This window comes from Novosphingobium mangrovi (assembly GCF_022818885.1).
In the GTDB taxonomy this organism is placed as follows: domain Bacteria; phylum Pseudomonadota; class Alphaproteobacteria; order Sphingomonadales; family Sphingomonadaceae; genus Novosphingobium; species Novosphingobium mangrovi.
In genome coordinates, this window is the sequence record NZ_JALHAT010000001.1 from 20,602 (window position 1) to 35,343 (window position 14,742).

Genomic DNA, 14,742 nt, shown 5'->3' on the forward strand with positions numbered 1-14,742 from the left:
TCCCCGAAAGGGCGACCTGACCTTTCGCGCGCCACCTTGGCGCAAGGAAGGTGAGGTCGACGGTTCTGGGGTCAAGGGGTGATGACCCCTTGAAAACCCTTTCTTCCACCTTGTTCCTACCCACAACGAAAAACGCCCGAGGGCTAAGCCCCCGGGCGTCTATCCTGGTTCCTCACCACAGGACGCGGCGAAAGAACGATCAGCCGGCGAGCGCGGCCTTTACCGCGGCAATCGCCTCGGCGCCCTTGGAGCCGTCCGGGCCACCGCCCTGCGCCATGTCGGGACGGCCACCGCCGCCCTTGCCGCCCATCGCGGCGACACCGGCGCGCACCAGGTCCACGGCTGAGGCCTTGTCCTTGAGGTCATCGGTGACGGCGACCGCAATGGCGCCCTTGCCCTCGTTCACCGCGACAATCGCCGCGACGCCCGAGCCGATGCGCTGCTTGGCCTGATCGAGCAGGCCGCGCAGTTCCTTGGGGTCGAGCCCCTCGAGCACCTGGCCGGAGAAGGTGATGCCGCCGACGTCCTCGTCGGCCGGGCCCGAAGCCGCACCGCCGCCGCCAAGGGCCAGCGCCTTCTTGGCTTCGGCAAGCTCACGTTCCAGCTTCTTGCGCTCGTCGAGCAGAGCGACGACGCGCTCGGTCACTTCGTCGGGCGTCGTGCGCAGCGCCGAGGCTGCGGCCTTGAGCGCTTCCTCGCGGGCGACGAGCCACTGGCGCGCGCCCTCTCCGGTCAGCGCCTCGATACGGCGCACGCCCGAAGAGACGGCGCTTTCCGAAACGATGCGGAAGAGGCCGATGTCGCCGGTCGCGTTGACGTGGGTGCCCCCGCACAGCTCGACCGAGTAGGAACGCTTGCCATCGGTGCGGCCCATCGAGAGGACGCGCACTTCATCGCCGTACTTCTCGCCGAAGAGCGCCATGGCGCCCGCCTCGATGGCATCGTCCGGGGTCATCAGACGCGTCATCACGCCCTCGTTCGCGCGGATTTCCGCGTTCACTTCGGCCTCGATCGCCGCGATATCCTCATCGGAAAGCGCCTTGGGGTGCGCGAAGTCGAAGCGCAGGCGGTCGGGCGAAACCATCGAGCCCTTCTGGGTGACGTGATCGCCCAGACGGTCGCGCAGAGCCTGGTGGACAAGGTGCGTGGCCGAGTGGTTGGCGCGGATCGCGTCGCGGCGCGCGACATCGACCGACATCAGCACCGAATCGCCCAGCTTGATCGCACCAGCCTCCACCGTACCCGACATCGCGTGGAGGCGGCCGAGGGGCTTTGCGGTATCCTCGATGGTGATCGCAAGATCGCTGCCCGGAAGCGCGCCGGTGATCGTGCCCGCATCGCCGACCTGGCCACCCGATTCGCCGTAGAACGGGGTCTGGTTGGTCAGCACGGTGACCTTCTCACCCGCCTTGGCCTCAGACACTTCCTTGCCATCGACGAGCAGCGCAACAACGCGGCCCTCGCCGGTGGTGGCGGTGTAGCCGGTGAACTCGGTCGCGCCTTCGCGCTCGGCGATGTCGTACCAGATTTCGGCGTCGGCGGCCTGGCCCGAGCCCTTCCACGCGGCGCGCGCGGCGGCCTTCTGCTGGGCCATCGCGGACTGGAAGCCCTCTTCGTCGACCGAAATACCACGCGGGCGCAGCGCATCGACGGTAAGGTCATAGGGGAAGCCGTAAGTGTCGTAGAGCTTGAAGGCGGTCTCGCCCGCAAGCGTCGCGCCCTCGGCCATGTCGCCGGTCGCCTCGTCGAGCAGCTTCAGACCGTTCGAAAGCGTGCGGCGGAACTGGACTTCCTCGCGCTCCAGCGTTTCCTCGATCAGCGCCTGCGCGCGGCCGAGTTCGGGGAAGGCCTGGCCCATTTCCGCGACAAGCGCGGGCACCAGACGGTGCATCAGGGGATCCTTCGCGCCCAGCAGGTGCGCGTGGCGCATGGCGCGGCGCATGATGCGACGAAGGACATAGCCGCGTCCCTCGTTCGAGGGCAGCACGCCGTCGGCAAGGAGGAAGCTGGTCGAGCGCAGGTGGTCGGCGATCACGCGGTGGCTCGCGGTGCGATCCCCCTCAGCCTTGACGCCGGTCAGCCCTTCCGAGGCCGCGATGAGATTGCGGAAGGTGTCGATGTCGTAGTTGTCGTGGACGCCCTGCATGACGGCCGAGATACGCTCCAGCCCCATGCCGGTGTCGATCGACTGGTTGGGCAGGTTGCCCACGATCTCGCCGCCCGCCTGCTCGAACTGCATGAAGACGAGGTTCCAGATCTCGATGAAGCGGTCGCCGTCTTCCTCAGGCGATCCCGGAGGGCCGCCCCAGATGTGGTCGCCATGGTCGAAGAAGACTTCCGAGCACGGACCGCATGGGCCATCATCGCCCATCGTCCAGAAATTGTCCTTGGTCGGGATGCGGATGATGCGGTCATCGCCAAGACCCGCGATCTTCTTCCAGAGTTCAGCCGCTTCATCGTCGGTGTGGTAGACCGTGACGAGCAGCTTCTCCTGTGGAAGCGCCCATTCCTTGGTCAGCAGCGTCCAGGCGTTGAGGATCGCCTCTTCCTTGAAATAGTCGCCGAACGAGAAGTTGCCGAGCATTTCGAAGAAGGTGTGGTGACGCGCGGTGTAGCCCACGTTGTCGAGGTCGTTGTGCTTGCCGCCGGCGCGCACGCACTTCTGCGAGGACGTCGCACGGGTGTAGTCTCGCTTTTCCTGGCCCGTGAACACGTTCTTGAACGGCACCATGCCGGCGTTCACGAACATCAGCGTCGGGTCGTTGTACGGGACCAGCGGCGCGGACTGGACCTGTGCGTGGCCCTTGGATGCGAAGTAGTCGAGAAAGGACCGGCGGATATCGTTCGTCGTCTGCATGCAAGCGCCGATAAGCTACCCGGGCGGGGTCGGCAAGACGCTGCGTGCGGTCAGACGGTTCGTTTTGGGCGATGAAACGGGGTTTTGTGCGGTGGGAGCGCTCAATCTTCCCCGTCGCGCACGAAGTAGCTCGCCAGTTCGACGTGGGTGGACCAGCGGAACTGGCCGACGGGGCGCAGTTCGACGAGGCGGAAGCCCGCTTCGGCAAGGCGCGCGCCGTCGCGCGACCAGCTCGACGGGTTGCACGAGATATAGACCACGCGGTTGACGCTCGAATCCGCGATGCACTCCACCTGCTCGCGTGCGCCGGCGCGGGGCGGATCGAGGAGGACGGCTTCGAACCTGGAGAGTTCATCGGCCATGAGCGGGTTGCGGAAAAGGTCGCGGTGGGCGCTGAAGACCGGGCGCTGGGCGCGGTCGGCGCCCGACTTGCCCGCAAGGTGAACGTCGCGCGCAGCTTCGGCGGCAAAGACCTTGCAGGTCGGGCCCGCCAGCGCGAGCGCGAAGGTGCCAAGGCCGGAGAACAGGTCGGCCACGGTGGCGGCATCGCCGATCCATTCGCGCGCGGCCGAGACGAGCGCGTCTTCGCCGTCCTTCGTCGCCTGAAGGAAGGTGCCCGGCGGGAACGGCACCGGCGTCTCGCCCAGCGTCACGGTGACAGGCGCGGGCTCCCACACGGTCTCGTAGCCGTAGCCCCCATCCATGGTGAGGCGCGCAAGGCCGTGGGCCTGCGCGAAGTCCAGCATCGCCTCGGTCGCGGCAAGCCCCTCGGCGGTGAGGCCCTTAACGCCCAGGTCCACGCCCTGGTCAACCAGCGTCATCTCGATGTCGCAGGCCATGCGCGGCATGGCGTTCGGGGAGGACTTGGCGTTCTTGCCGCCCTTCCCGCGCGGGCCCTTCTTCACAGGCGCCGCCTTGCCCATGGTGATGAGCAGCTTGCGGATCGGGCCCAGCAGCGCGGTGATCTCGGGGACGAGGACCGGGCATTCCTCCAGCTCGACGAGCCGGTGCGACTTGGCTTCGCGAAAGCCGATGACGATGCGTCCACCCGAGCTTTCGGCGCGCAGCGAAGCGCGGCGCCGCGCGCCCGGCGGCGAGAGATAGGGCGCGGCAATGGTTTCGGCGCCCAGTTCCTGCGAGGACGAGGCATTGGCCACGCGCGCCTCGACAAAGCCCTCCAGCGTCTCGGCATCGAGCTGCTGGAGCTGGCAGCCCCCGCAGCGCCCGAAGTGTTTGCAGGCGGGTTCAATATGGTGCGGGCCCCATTCGAGCGTGCCGTCGGCGCGCAGGATATCACCCGGCGCCGCGCCCCAGGCAAAGCGGCCCGAGGCGGTGACACCGTCGCCCTTGGAGGCGATTCGCAGGATTTCTTCGTTTTCGTCGTTCACAGGCAGGCCGCTAGCGCAGCCGGTATCGTTTCGGCAAGCTGCGATGCGGTGAAAGGCTTGGGCGCCAGCCGCGCAGCCTCGCCGTGGAGCCACACGCCTTCGCACGCCGCCACGAACGGATCGAGGCCCGTCGCAAGGCGGCTGGCGATGGTGCCCGCGAGCACGTCGCCGGTGCCCGCCGTCGAGAGCCAGGCCGAGGCGCGCGGGGCGCAGGCCAATTGCCCGTCCGGCCCGGCGATCACCGTGTCCGGCCCCTTAGCGACAATCACCATGCCACTCGCGCGGGCCAGCGCCACGGCGCGTTCGATGCGGGTGGTGCCCTCCTCGCACCCAAACGCGCGTTCGAGCGCGACCATTTCGCCCTCATGCGGTGTGGCGATGACAGGCGCGCTGCGCTCGGCGAGAAGGCGCGGTCCCAGCAGCACCAGCGCATCGGCGTCGAGGACAACCGGCACCGGATCGGCCAGCGCGATGGCCAATCGTTCCCGCGCCGCGCCGTCGCGGCCAAGTCCGGGGCCGACGAGGATCGCAGCGTTGCGGTGGTCGGAGAGAAGGTCCGAAACAGGTCCGGTTTCGACGACGAGGTCGCTCGGGCAATTGCGCTTGTCGGCGGCGAAGAGCTTGACGTAGCCCGCCCCTGCGCCTTGCGCGGCGGTGCTGGCAAGGATCGCGGCGCCCGGCATCGCGCCGCCCACGACCGCAAGCAGCCCGCGCGTGTACTTGTGCGCGTCGGCCGGGGGAGCTGCAATCTCGGGCCGCGCGATGGCCTGTGCAGCGTCCGCAACCGGCGTCACACCGATGGGTACGAGCCGAAGCGCCCCCATGCGCGCGCTCGCGGGCATCAGGAAGTGCGCAAACTTCCAGGCGCCAAGCGCGAGGGTCAGGGTGTAGTCGGGCAGGTCCTCGTTCAGGAGCAGGCCGGAATCGGATGCGATGCCGCTCGGCATATCGACCGCGACCGCCTTGGCGTGGCGCGCGGCAAGATTGGTTACAAGCTCGCGGTGTGCGTCCTCCAGCGGGCGCGAAAGGCCGCTGCCGAAAAGGCAATCAACGAAGACCTCGCCGCGCGGAAGGTCGCCCTCAGCTTCGTGCACCTCGCCCTGGTAGAGCGCGCGGGCGGTCTTCGCCGCTTCGGTCACAGGCGCCATCGGCGCGATGACCACGACCTGGCCGCCGCGCCGCCGCAGGCTTTCGGCGATGACATAGCCGTCCCCGCCGTTGTTGCCCGGCCCGCACAGCACGCTCACCGCATTGCCGCCCGAAACGCGCCAGACCCAGGCCGCCGCCCCCTGCCCGGCCCGCTGCATCAGTTCATCGACCGAAATGCCGTCAGCGATCAGCGCCTCTTCGGCGGCGCGCATCTGCGCAACGGTCAGGATCTGGTCACAGGAGGTATAGGTATCAACGTGGGTCATGGCTCTTCATCGTTACCGGAAAGAGATAGCGGTCGGTCCCCAGCGTCACTTCCATCCGGTCCTCGCCCAGCCGCGCGACGATGGCGTCCGCCCCGTCGCTGGGGGCAAGCCCAGATCCATCGGTCTGGACATCGAACCGGCGAAAACCTCCGTCGGGGTGGCGCACGACGAGGGTCAGCACGCCGCCGCGCACCACGCGCTCGACCGCGCAGACGGGTTTGAGCTCTGTCGCCCCCGCCAGCGCGCAGGGGATGTGCTCCTCGCCCTCGGCCACCTCGGGCGGCGTATCGGAGGAGGAACAGGCCGCAAGCCCGCCCACGGCCAGCAGCAGGGCAACGATGCCCCTGCCGCCTGCCCTGGACCGGCTGCGTGCCATGCCCGCCCTGCTCAGCCGCGCTTGAGCTGGGTGACGTCGCGCACCGCGCCCTTGGCGGCGCTGGTGGTCATCGCGGCGTAGGCCTGAAGTGCGGCCGAGACCTTGCGCTTGCGCGGGTGGACCGGCGACCAGGCGTCCGGCCCGCGGGCGTCCTGCGTGGCGCGGCGCGCGGCCATTTCCTCGTCGCTCACCATCAGGTTGATGGTGCGGTTGGGGATGTCGATCTCGATCGTGTCGCCGTTCTCGACAAGGCCGATCTCGCCGCCCTCGGCCGCCTCGGGCGAGACGTGGCCGATGGAAAGACCCGAGGTGCCGCCCGAGAAGCGCCCGTCGGTGAGGAGCGCGCAGGCCTTACCCAGGCCCTTCGACTTGAGATAGCTCGTCGGGTAGAGCATTTCCTGCATGCCCGGCCCGCCGCGCGGACCTTCGTAGCGGATCACGACGACGTCGTTTTCCTTGACCTGGCCGCCCAGGATTCCCGCGACAGCCGCGTCCTGGCTTTCGTAGACACGCGCGGTGCCGGTGAACTTGAGGATGCTCTCGTCCACGCCCGCCGTCTTCACGATGCAGCCGTCGCGCGCGATGTTGCCGAACAGGACCGCGATACCGCCATCCTGGCTGAAGGCGTGCTCCTTTGAACGGATCACGCCGCCTTCGCGGTCAAGGTCCAGTTCCTTCCAGCGGTTGGCCTGGCTGAACGCGGTCTGCGTCGGCACACCGCCGGGCGCGGCCTTGTAGAAGTTCTGCACGCTTTCATCATTCGTGCGGCTGATGTCCCAGCGGTTGAGCGCATCGCCCAGCGTCCGGGCGTGGACCGTCGGGCATTCCGAGTGGAGAAGGCCGGCGCGGTCAAGCTGGCCCAGGATCGCCATGATGCCGCCGGCCCGGTGCACGTCCTCCATGTGAACGTCGGCCTTCGCGGGCGCGACCTTGGAGAGGCAGGGAACCTGGCGCGAAAGGCGGTCGATGTCGGCCATGGTAAAGTCGACGCCCGCTTCCACGGCGGCGGCCAGAAGGTGCAGCACGGTGTTGGTCGAACCGCCCATCGCGATATCGAGGCTCATCGCGTTCTCGAAGGCCTCGAAGCTGGCGATGGTGCGCGGCAGGACGCTCTCGTCCTCCTGCTCGTAGTAGCGCTGGCACAGGTCCACGGCGAGACGGCCCGCTTCCTTGAACAGGCGCTCACGGTCGGCGTGGGTGGCGAGCGTCGAGCCATTGCCCGGCAGCGAAAGGCCCAGCGCCTCGGTCAGGCAGTTCATCGAGTTCGCCGTGAACATGCCCGAGCACGACCCGCAAGTCGGGCAGGCCGAACGCTCGATCGCGGCGACTTCCTCGTCGGAGTAGCTCTCATCGGCGGCGGCAACCATCGCATCGACGAGGTCAAGCGCGGTTTCCTTGCCCTTGAGCGTCACCTTGCCCGCTTCCATCGGGCCGCCCGAGACGAAGACGACGGGGATGTTGATGCGCATCGCGGCCATCAGCATGCCCGGCGTGATCTTGTCGCAGTTGGAGATGCAGACCATCGCATCAGCGCAGTGCGCGTTGACCATGTACTCCACGCTGTCGGCGATAAGGTCGCGGCTGGGCAGCGAATAGAGCATGCCGTCGTGGCCCATCGCGATGCCGTCATCGACTGCGATGGTGTTGAATTCCTTGGCGACGCCGCCCGCATCCTCGATCTCGCGCGCGACCAGCTGGCCCAGGTCCTTGAGGTGAACGTGGCCCGGCACGAACTGCGTGAACGAGTTGACGACGGCGATGATCGGCTTGCCGAAGTCGCCATCCTTCATGCCGGTCGCACGCCACAGGCCACGCGCGCCTGCCATGTTGCGGCCGTGGGTCGACGTGCGGGAACGAAAGGCGGGCATGGGTACACTCCGAAAGGTCTGGCCAGCTGCCTGGCCGTAAGGTCTGGGCTATGCGCGCCGGGACGTTCTCCCGCGCGCGGATCATGGGGCGCCCCTACGCCAAAAGGTGAAGCGCCGAAAGGCATAAAATTTCAAACGAAGGGCCAGCGGCTTGCCGGATCGTACCCAAGCCCCCTTATCACCACCGGGCTCCGTGCCTAGCCCTCGGGCGCGTCCCCGAAGTGGTTGGGACCCTCCGTCCCAGGCAGCGCCAGGAAGATCAGCAGCGTTGCCAACGCGCCCAAGTAGCCCAGGTTCGACAGCATCAGGAGCGCGAAGCTACCAAATCCCGGCACCTCTCCCTGCCGCGCGGCGGAAAACAACGGATAGCTGAGAGCAAGGCCCATGACATAGAATGGAACCGGAAGGAGCGCCCAGCGACCCGTGCGGTTGCCGTCATGGAGCCGCCGCACCACCGCCGCGCCGAGCAGGAATACCGCAATCAGCGTCGCGACGGCCCCCAAGGTGAGCACCGCGTCCATGTCGGGCATGAATTCGGGGTGCGGCCCCTCGATCTCGATGCGCACGTGCCCCGGCCCGCGCGAAATCGTCGAGTTTTCGGGATGTTCGAGGGCAAAGCGCTCCATGCGCGCGAACGTGGCGGAGAAGATCGGCACGGCCACTGCAGCGCCAAACGCGACAAGGCACGCAGCGACTAGCGCGAACCACAGCCAGAAGCTGCGCTGCCCCTCACGCCCGGAAAGGCGCGCCAGGTTGCGAATATGATAGGCTATCATGGATCCCCCCCATCTGATGCAAGGCAAGGTTAGCGCCCCCCGCTTGCACCGTCCAACGCATTCGCATTCCTCGGAAATGTCGCGAATTTTGCATCGCAGCAGATAGTTCGCTATCCTCTCTTCATGGAACCTGTCGATCGCCTCGTACTGGAACCGGAAGAGCAGGAGTGGCTGGACCTTGCGCGGGTCTGGATCAAGGGCCACTTCGCCAGCGACCCCGAAGATGCCTATTCCTCGGTGGATGGAAAGCTGGCCGTGGTGCGCGCGAACCTCGCGCAAGGCTGGGTCGGCCCTGACGATACCTGGAAACTGCAGTCGCTGGGCATCGCGATGGGCGATGCGCTGGCGCAGGATCTCATGCTCGACTGGGTCACCATCGACGACGAGTTCGGACGCCAGCCCGCGCTGCACTGGCCGGGCACCTCGATCGTGTGCTTTCCCCTCACCATGATCGCCCAGCGCGTCGAAGAGGGTGAGCATGTCGATATCGACACCATGTACGAGACAACCCGCGTGCAATTGAACGAAATAGCGTTCTCGGGCGATGTCGAATAGGCCTTGCGATACACAGGCACTTGTATTTTCGTATGCTTCGTGTATATAAGGCGTTAAGTCGCCAATAATCGCGGTGACGATTGCCGAGACATCTCACGATTTCGGCTTTCCCCTCTCGCCAGTTGAATTTGCCCAGGAGCGAGGCTCCTCGCAGAGTTTTTTATCTGCCACGGCAACCACTTGGCGACAGACGCGTTCACAACACGCCGGAGCCTGATCCACCCGGACAGCTCCACCTTCCAGCGGACGTTCCGACTGTTTGCCCAGCGCCTTGCGCACCCCGCCTCGCCAGATGGGTCCATCCCGGTCCGGCTCGGGGTTGCCAAGGCCTTGCGAACAGGCTGTCATCCAAACGACCGCGAAGGCCGTTACAACGTCTTTGAAGACACCCGCGCCGGATGCGGCGCACAGACCATTGAAGAAGGAGGCAGGACGAACCTGCCGCACGAAACGAATATGAAGTACAAGAACATGCACCTCGAGAGGAACCCCGCCCTGCCCCACCACCGCGCGATGGTTCGCGCCAGTGCGGCGCAGGACACCAAGGGCAGCCCCGCGCTGATCCCGACGTCCGAACTCCAGCGGCTCGTTGCCGGGATGGTCGACTGATCAGCCCCAGCTTCTGCCCCATTTGCCCGAACCGCTTCATCCGCCCTACCCGCCCCGCCAACCAGGAGAACACGACATGGACCTCAACAAGGCCTACGCCGCGCACCAGCGCGCCCTGATGGCGGCGGGCATGGCGACCGACCCGCAGGCACGCCGTGACCGCCTCGCCGATGCCGCGCGCATCGCGACGCGCATCGGCAGCTTCCAGCAGGACCTCGGCGCCGCCGCGGCCCAGGCCTGGATGCACACGCCCAGCGCGGCCCCTGCCCACTTCGAAGCTGGCCTGCACGGCGCCGCCGTGCGCTAACGCAAGGCCGGAACCTGCAAAGACCAGAAGACGCGGACGGCCCGACCGGCACCCGCGTCGCTGGGGGCACGCCCTGACGCAGTCGCATAAGGCGCCGGAAGCACGACTTCCCGGCGCCTTATTCGTGTCGTCGATGCCCGCAGCCCTAGTACAAGTCGCTGCGCAGTCGGCCGGAATGGCGCGCATTCTCGAGCCAGGCCTCGGACATCGATGCTCGCAGAACCGCAAGCGCGGCCTCTCCCATGGCGAGCCGTCCGCACAGCACCACGGCGCCATCCGGGGTCAGGAAATCGCAAAGATCGGCGCTCTTGGCCGCGAGAATGTCGGGGACGCGCACACCGTCCTGACGCGAAAGAGCCAGATCGAGCCGATGGAAGCGCCCCTCCTGGTGCCACGCGCGCATTTCGCCAAGGAGGCCGGCAGCGTCCACCTCGCCCCGCTCACCGAAGATGAGCCAGCACGGGCGACCGGCCGCCATGGCCTCGAGGAGATGCGGGCGCAGCCCCGCCCAGCCCGAGCCCGCGCCGATGGCCAGAAGAGGACCTGTTCCCAGCGGCGGGCGGAAGCCGGCATGAGCGCGTATGCGGGCGCGGACACGGCCTGTCCCCACAGGCAGCGAGGTCAGCAGACCCGAACCGCGGCCGGGCACGCCCTTGTCGATCACGCGCCGCACGAAAAGAACGAGCTCTTCCCCTGCGCAACGGTTGGCGATCGAGTAATCCCGCTGGTGCCCATCGGGCGTATGAAGTTCGAACAGGTCGCCGACGCCCCACTCGGGAAGGCGACCCTCTTCGGGGCGCAGGGCCAGACGAAACAGACCTTCGCTCGCGCCGGTCGAGGCGTCCTCGCCGACGGCCCCGGCGACGCACACACGCGAGGCGATCCGCCATTCGCGCGGCGCGCTGGCGAGACCGTCGCTGGCCATGGCCCCGACACCTTCCTGCACGAGCACCGCGTCCCACTGCGCCAGGTCATCGGGGGCAAGATCATCCACCGCAACATAAGCGGTCACCTCTGCGGCCATCGCCACGCACCAGGTCTTGAGGCGCTCCCCGAAGGCGCAGAAGTGCGTGTAGCGCCGATCCCCCAGCGCCAGGATGGCCACCTGCACTCCGGTCAGATCGACGTCCCCCTCCGCAAGATCACGGTCAAGATCACCCGCATCGTCGGGCGCATCGCCCTCGCCACTCGTCGAGACCACGAAGAAGATCCGGTCGGCTCCGGCAAGATCGGCCAGGTCGAGACGGTTTGCACACACGAGCCGCGCATCCGGGGCCGCGCGAAGCACCGCCGCGTGCGTCGCCTCGGCCATTTCCTGCGCGTGTCCGGTCTGGGAGGCGTAGACGATGAGGTGGGATGCCCCGCCAACAGCCACGCGCGGGCGCTTGCGCAGGCACAGCCAGGTAAGGCCCAGCCAGGCCGCGATCAGGACGGCAACAATGAGCCAGTCGGTGGGGGTGTCACGCATGGGCAGGAGATGTCCTCAAGGCAGGAGCGCAAGGGTGCCGTGACAGGCGATCAGCCCTTCGGGGAAACACGAACATGGCCCAGCTCGCGGTGGCCCTGCGCGGAGGCGGCGCGGACCTGACCTCCCCGGATAACAACGGGCACCTTCACGACTTCGCGGCCCGCCTTCTCCCGCGCGGCTTCAACCACGAGGCTGTAGGTGCCATCGCCAAGCCCGCCGAGGCCCTTGATCGCGATGGTATGGCGTCCCGCCGGGCGGGTCGGCGCGGAAATGCCGTCCGCCGGCATGGTCATGTCCCGCCCGCTCTTGCGCCACCACGTGCGCAGTTCGGAGAGCCAGCGCGAGCCGATGCGGCTCTGATCATGAAGCACCGCAGAGACCGCCAGCGCCTTGCCGTTGGCATCTTCCAGCCAGGCCGCGAGGTAGGGCTTGCGGTAATTGGGATCCGAAACGCGGGGAAGCTCGATCGTGACCGCACCGCTCTGCGCCTGAACCCCGGCAGGGAGCGCGAAGGCGGCGGCCGTAAGGGTCGTGGTGGCCAGGGTGGTCGTACGCATCGAGGTGCTTTCCTTGAGAGAGTGGTGGAACCGGAGCGGCCGGCACGCGAGGAACGCGCCTGCCGGACATGACGCACAGGCGCCCGTGTTGCCCTGCGCAGAATATGCAAATGCGAGTCACTTGCAGTAGTGCGCGGTAGCTATCGAGAGCTGGAATTGAAGTCAACGTCGAGGCGTTCCGCGGCGCAACAGCCCCACCGCCAGAGGACCTCGCGATTTCGGTGCGACGCCTCCCCTCGGACGTGCGCCCACCTCTGCCGAGTGGTTCCCGACGGAGCACAACCGCGTCAGGCCCGGAAGCCGCCCCTTCCATTCGCCGTGCCATTGGCGCCCACATTCGCGGCCCAGGCGAGACAGAATCTGAAGGGCGCCCCCAATCCTCCTCCCCAACTGAATGGCCTTACGCCATAAATGCTCTTGCGAGTCATTCTCATATATGTGTACGTCGCGACAGCTAATGCGAATCACTTGCATCATTATCACAGCCCGCTAGCATTCGGGCTCAGGGGGAAACACATTGCGACCTGATCTTCGTTCCGCAGCCACTCTTGGCGCTTCGGTTCTCGCTCTCGCGTCCATCGCCGTGCCTCTGTCGGCCCGCGCCCAGGACACGGCCGGACACTCGGCCGAACCGGCACGCAACGAGGCGGACGGCGAATTTCTGGGTACGATCGACATCGGCGAAAGCACGCGGGCCATCCGCACCGACACCGCCACGCCCATCACTTCGATCAACCGCGAGGAAATCGAGGATCGCCAGGCCAATACGATCGCGGAACTGATCGATTCGATCCCGGGTGTCACGATCGTCAACGGCTCGACGCCGATCGGCTCGGGCATCAATATCCGCGGGTTCGGCGCAACCGGCACCTACGGCACCGACCAGAAGGTTCTCGTCCTGGTGGATGGCGCGACCAATGGCTCTGAAGAGCTCTACCGCATCGGCACCCAGCTCTTCACCGACCCGCTCCTCTACAAGAGCGCCTCGGTACTGCGCGGGACGGTGGGCAGCTTCGAATACGGGTCCGGCGTGATCGGCGGCACGGTGATCCTGGAGACCAGCGACGCCTACGACTATCTGGGCGGCAAGACCGGCTTCACGGTCAACCAGAACCTTTCGGGCGCCAGCAATGGCGGCGGCTTTGCGACCTCCACCACACTGGCCGCAATGCCGAACGAAAACGTCGAGTTTCTGGCCAATTACAGCTATCGCAAGAGCGGCACCCAGAAAGACGGCCACGGCGAGCGGATCGAGAACAGCTCCTTCTCGCTCCCCAGCTTCCTGGTGAAGGGCGCGGTCCACTTCGGCGCGGACAACGCACATACCCTCAAGGCCAGCTTCAGCCAGACCACGACGGCCGAGCGCGACAAGCCCTATGACAGCTTCGGTACGACCGGCGGCGTCTTCGGAAACGTTGATCGTGACACCACGTCGAAGAACCTTGTCGTGGGCTACTACTACGAGCCCCTCGGCAACGACGCGATCAACCTGAGCCTGGTCTACACCCGTGCGCAGCAGGACATCGAACAGTCCTACATTCCCTACTCCTCGCCCATCTTCGGCGAGGTGGGCACGCCGGTGACCGATGCCGACCAGCGCTATGTCACCTCCAAGGTCACGCTCAAGAACGCCGCGCTCTTTGCGACCGGAAGCGTCCGCCACAACCTGCGCGTCGGGCTGGAATACATCGACAAGGACCGTCTGGACGCAAGCTCCGCGCCGGGGGGCACCGACCGGCGCATGGCGGCCTTTGCCGTGGATGAGATCGGCCTGTTCCGCGGCTTCACGGTCACGCCTGCGGTCCGCTGGGAAACCTCGACCGTAAAGGGTGAGCTCGATGACGGCTCGAACGCCAGCTACACCAATGAGGGCCTGATGGGCGGCGTCTCGGCGCGTTACGAGCTGCCCTTCGGATTCTCGGTGTTCGGGTCCTGGGCCAGGACCCGTTCGATGCCGATCATCGATGACCTCGAAAACGTCGCCTACATGAACCAGCCGGAGAAGAGCCGCAGCTGGGAAGCGGGGGCGGCCTTCGACCGCACGGGCATCTTCACGCAGAATGACCGCTTCGCCATCAAGGCCAACTATTACGACACCGACCTGACCGACAACACCTCGTACTCGGGCGTGGCCGAAGTCTATCTCGAAGGCGTCGAGATCGAGGCCTCCTATGCGACGCCGAGTGGCTTCTATCTCGATTTCAATGGCAACATCGTGAGCGGCACCCAGCTTTCGACCGGAGGGGCGCTGAGCGACTGGGGCAACCTGCCCCAGAACACCTACCAGCTCGCCCTGGGCAAGCGCTTCGGGGACCACCTCGACGTGCGCTGGGAGGGCGTGCTGGCCGAGGATCTCGATACCGATGGGACAGTCGAGAAGGGCTACGACGTGCACAACCTGCGCGCCTCGTTCTCGCCCGAGGTCGGCTTCCTCAGGTTCCTTACCTTCCGGGTCAGCGTCGAGAACATCTTCGACACCTACTACGTGCCCGCGCTCGCCACGCGCCCGGCCCTGGGGCGCAATTTCAAGGGCGCGGTTTCCGTCCAGTTCTGAGCGAAAGAGGAG

General features: G+C 66.7%; 12 protein-coding genes. 4 read left to right on the forward strand and 8 right to left on the reverse strand.

The annotated features are described in order from the left end of the window. Positions 1-199: 199 nt before the first annotated feature. The 6 genes from alaS to MTR65_RS00135 form a co-directional block, all read right to left on the reverse strand. A complete protein-coding gene (gene alaS, locus MTR65_RS00110; RefSeq protein ID WP_243796191.1) occupies positions 200-2,857 on the reverse strand; it encodes an alanine--tRNA ligase in 2,658 nt (885 codons plus the stop codon). Positions 2,858-2,958: 101 nt separating this feature from the next. After that, a complete protein-coding gene (locus MTR65_RS00115; RefSeq protein WP_243796192.1) occupies positions 2,959-4,245 on the reverse strand; it encodes a class I SAM-dependent RNA methyltransferase in 1,287 nt (428 codons plus the stop codon). Further along, positions 4,242-5,660: an NAD(P)H-hydrate dehydratase gene (locus tag MTR65_RS00120; protein WP_243796193.1), complete on the reverse strand. Its 1,419-nt coding sequence runs from the start codon at positions 5,658-5,660 to the stop codon at positions 4,242-4,244. Before MTR65_RS00120 ends, MTR65_RS00115 begins: the two co-directional genes overlap by 4 nt. Then, positions 5,647-6,036 (reverse strand): hypothetical protein, encoded by a 390-nt coding sequence (locus tag MTR65_RS00125; RefSeq protein WP_243796194.1) that lies wholly within the window; start codon positions 6,034-6,036, stop codon positions 5,647-5,649. Before MTR65_RS00125 ends, MTR65_RS00120 begins: the two co-directional genes overlap by 14 nt. An 11-nt stretch (positions 6,037-6,047) precedes the next feature. Then, on the reverse strand, positions 6,048-7,904 hold the full coding sequence (gene ilvD, locus MTR65_RS00130) for a dihydroxy-acid dehydratase (protein WP_243796196.1): 1,857 nt from the start codon (positions 7,902-7,904) through the stop codon (positions 6,048-6,050). Positions 7,905-8,101: 197 nt separating this feature from the next. Further along, positions 8,102-8,680, reverse strand: a complete 579-nt coding sequence (locus MTR65_RS00135) for a DUF805 domain-containing protein (RefSeq protein WP_243796198.1) — start codon at positions 8,678-8,680, stop codon at positions 8,102-8,104. A gap of 123 nt (positions 8,681-8,803) precedes the next feature. Between MTR65_RS00135 and MTR65_RS00140 the strand changes: the two genes are divergently transcribed. From MTR65_RS00140 to MTR65_RS00150, 3 genes are all read left to right on the forward strand, one after another. Then, the gene (locus tag MTR65_RS00140; RefSeq protein WP_148625794.1) at positions 8,804-9,235 is read left to right on the forward strand and encodes a DUF3806 domain-containing protein; all 432 of its coding nucleotides are present in this window, start codon (positions 8,804-8,806) and stop codon (positions 9,233-9,235) included. 456 nt (positions 9,236-9,691) lie between these two features. Then, positions 9,692-9,844 carry a hypothetical protein gene (locus MTR65_RS00145; protein ID WP_226636153.1) on the forward strand — a complete coding sequence of 51 codons (153 nt, stop codon included), beginning with the start codon at positions 9,692-9,694 and terminating at the stop codon, positions 9,842-9,844. Between the two features lie 76 nt (positions 9,845-9,920). After that, a complete protein-coding gene (locus MTR65_RS00150; protein WP_243796201.1) occupies positions 9,921-10,151 on the forward strand; it encodes a hypothetical protein in 231 nt (76 codons plus the stop codon). 145 nt (positions 10,152-10,296) lie between these two features. On the opposite strand, the gene MTR65_RS00155 is transcribed toward MTR65_RS00150, so the two are convergent. Next, complete coding sequence (locus tag MTR65_RS00155) at positions 10,297-11,619, reverse strand: NADPH cytochrome P450 oxidoreductase family protein (RefSeq protein WP_243796203.1); 1,323 nt, start codon at positions 11,617-11,619, stop codon at positions 10,297-10,299. A 50-nt stretch (positions 11,620-11,669) separates the two neighbouring features. Next, positions 11,670-12,176 (reverse strand): DUF2271 domain-containing protein, encoded by a 507-nt coding sequence (locus MTR65_RS00160; protein ID WP_243796205.1) that lies wholly within the window; start codon positions 12,174-12,176, stop codon positions 11,670-11,672. 517 nt (positions 12,177-12,693) lie between these two features. Between MTR65_RS00160 and MTR65_RS00165 the strand changes: the two genes are divergently transcribed. After that, a complete protein-coding gene (locus tag MTR65_RS00165) occupies positions 12,694-14,730 on the forward strand; it encodes a TonB-dependent receptor plug domain-containing protein (RefSeq protein WP_243796206.1) in 2,037 nt (678 codons plus the stop codon). Positions 14,731-14,742: the final 12 nt, after the last annotated feature.